This is a genomic window from Mesonia ostreae, assembly GCF_031845265.1.
In the GTDB taxonomy this organism is placed as follows: Bacteria; Bacteroidota; Bacteroidia; order Flavobacteriales; family Flavobacteriaceae; genus Mesonia; species Mesonia ostreae.
On the sequence record NZ_JAVRBG010000037.1, the window covers coordinates 1 to 2,547 of the forward strand.

The 2,547-nt window shown below is 31.9% G+C and carries 2 protein-coding genes; one reads left to right on the forward strand and one right to left on the reverse strand.

Annotation, left to right across the window (positions count from 1 at the left end; translation table 11 throughout):
* Positions 1 to 393: 393 nt before the first annotated feature.
* Positions 394 to 1,542, reverse strand: coding sequence for a zinc-dependent alcohol dehydrogenase (locus RLT85_RS15015; protein ID WP_311402859.1), 1,149 nt, complete (start codon positions 1,540 to 1,542; stop codon positions 394 to 396).
* 220 nt (positions 1,543 to 1,762) lie between these two features.
* Between RLT85_RS15015 and RLT85_RS15020 the strand changes: the two genes are divergently transcribed.
* On the forward strand, positions 1,763 to 2,547 hold a 785-nt coding region (locus RLT85_RS15020), incomplete at its 3' end, for a hypothetical protein (protein ID WP_311402860.1).

The following is a 2,547-nucleotide window of genomic DNA, read 5'->3' on the forward strand; positions in this document are numbered from 1 at the left end:
GATTGCAGGAGTAGCAGTACTCCAAATGATAAACTGGGAACGAGGAAGACCGCTCAATCAAATCAAACACGCATGGAACAAATAGCACAACGCGTTATTATAAAATATGTCGACCAAAATTATTATCTGTTCTAATCAATTGGCCAGGTTAAAGTATTAAATCTACAATAGGTGAAAGATCTCATATTATATATAAATATTTTGGTAATGTATAATTGTAAAATAGAGATTATTGCCGTGAGAATATAAATATTTAGATGTGTATGATTTCATCTCATCTGACACAAAAAGCTAAACATCGTATTCTATTCTATTCATTTATCTAAATAAAGAAATCCTAACATCTTGCGAAAACTAGATGTTAGGATTTAAAAGCTATTTAAAGTTAGCTAATTATGGTGTTAATACCACTTTCACGCATTTATCTTCTTTATTCCTGAATTTTTTATAGGCCTCTGGAGCTTCATCTAGTTTCATTTTATGTGTTATAATGAATGAAGGATCAAACGCGCCATTTTCGATTTTAGCCAATAAAGGTTCTAGATAATGTTGCATATGAGTTTGTCCCATTTTTATATTGAGCGACTTATTCATTGCCATACCTAATGGCAAACCATCTACTTCACCTACATATACTCCAGGAATAGAGACATTCCCTGCTTTTTTACACGCTTTAAATATTTGTGCTAAAGCATTTGGTTGAGCTTTTTCTAAATCGGTATTGAATCCTTCAGTTCCGTGAGCTTCAGCTCCTACACAATCAATACAGCAATCAGGTCCTTTTCCATTTGTCATTTCCATCAAGCGCATGTAAACTTCATTAGGGTCAACGGTTCTTATGACTTCAACAGCGCTATTTTTTTCAGCCATGTCAAGTCTTTCTTTCACCATATCTATAGCGATCACGCGCTCTGCACCTAACATAAACGCACTTTGAATGGCAAATTGACCAACGGGTCCACATCCCCATATGGCTACTGTATCTCCTGGTTTGATATTAGCATTTTCAGCACCCATATATCCTGTAGGGAATATATCTGATAGAAATAATACCTTATCATCGCTCAGTGATTCTGGCACTTTAATAGGACCAACATCTGCATAAGGAACGCGCACATACTCTGCTTGACCACCAGAGAATCCACCTAACATATGAGAAAAACCAAATAATCCCGAGATACTGTGACCAAGATTCTCTTTACATAGTTCTTCATTTGGATTGGAATTATCGCACAAAGAAAATAGATCGTCATTACAGTAATTACAATCACCACAAGCAATGGTAAATGGAATAACTACTCGATCCCCTTTCTTAAATTTTTTCACATCTTTACCTATCTCTACAACCTCACCCATAAATTCATGACCGAGAATGTCTCCTTCTTTCATAGTAGGAACTAGCCCACCATATAAGTGTAAATCAGAACCACAAATAGCAGTCGAAGTGACCTTAATAATAATATCTGTTGGCTCCTGAATAATTGGATCTGGAACAGTGTTTATTTTTACATTTTCTTTACCCTCATAACATAGTGCTTTCATAATTGATTGTTTTAGTTGTGTTCGAATATAAAAAAATATTTTTTAATTAATTAGAGTAAAACTATATTTAACACATAATTATAGGAAAAAGCAACACTCATCTTCAATGAATAATAAAGCACTTTGCATAAATTTTTATTGAAGTTTCTAATTAATCTCACAGTTAACAGTGTAATTAGATAATTTAGAATTTCCGCTTTCACACGCAGAAGAAAGTATCTTGAAATATTTTCAGAAATATGGAAAGATTAAACCATCGGAAGTTAACTCTAAACGGTATGTTCCCTTTCCAGAGTTACTATTTCAAGATTTAAACGCCAATATCAAGGGAAAAAGTAAAAAAGGGTTTTGGCTAAATTTGAATGGTGTTTATGAATACATATCGTATTCAGAAGACAGAGCTCTTAATGTTGAAAATCCTGAATCTGTAAAAGATTCGTTATCAAAATTTAAGGAAGGTATTGAAGAAAAATTAACTCAATATATTGGTGAAAAACAAAATGAAGAAGACCTAAAGAATGCGTTGTTTAAATTCTCTAATCTTGAAAAGCACATTGAGCTCTTCAAAAGAAAAGACGAGTTATTGAACTTTAAAATTGATAATAGTTTAATTAACCTTTCTGAAGAGTCCTTTAATCTTCATTTGAAAACATTTAAAAACAAGAACACTATCTTAAAGCAGTACAATTCTTTACAAAAAGAATTTGAAGAATTTACCATTAGAAAAAGTTTACTGGAAGGCTATCAAAAAACGATTGAAAAATTAAAAACAAATCTATTTGAAAACGAAATTTCAGTAGATGCTCAGCTAATTAAGGAAAAAATTGCTTCTAATAATGAATATCTAGAAGAGCAAGAAGAATCCTTAAAAGAAAAAATTTTTGATGAAAAATTATTTCTTAAGACTTTTACTAAAGAAATCATTACGCAACAAAAACAACAGTTAGACCATAAAAAACTAATCACATTAGTTAAAGACTACCGGGAAAAAGTAGGTTCTAAAAC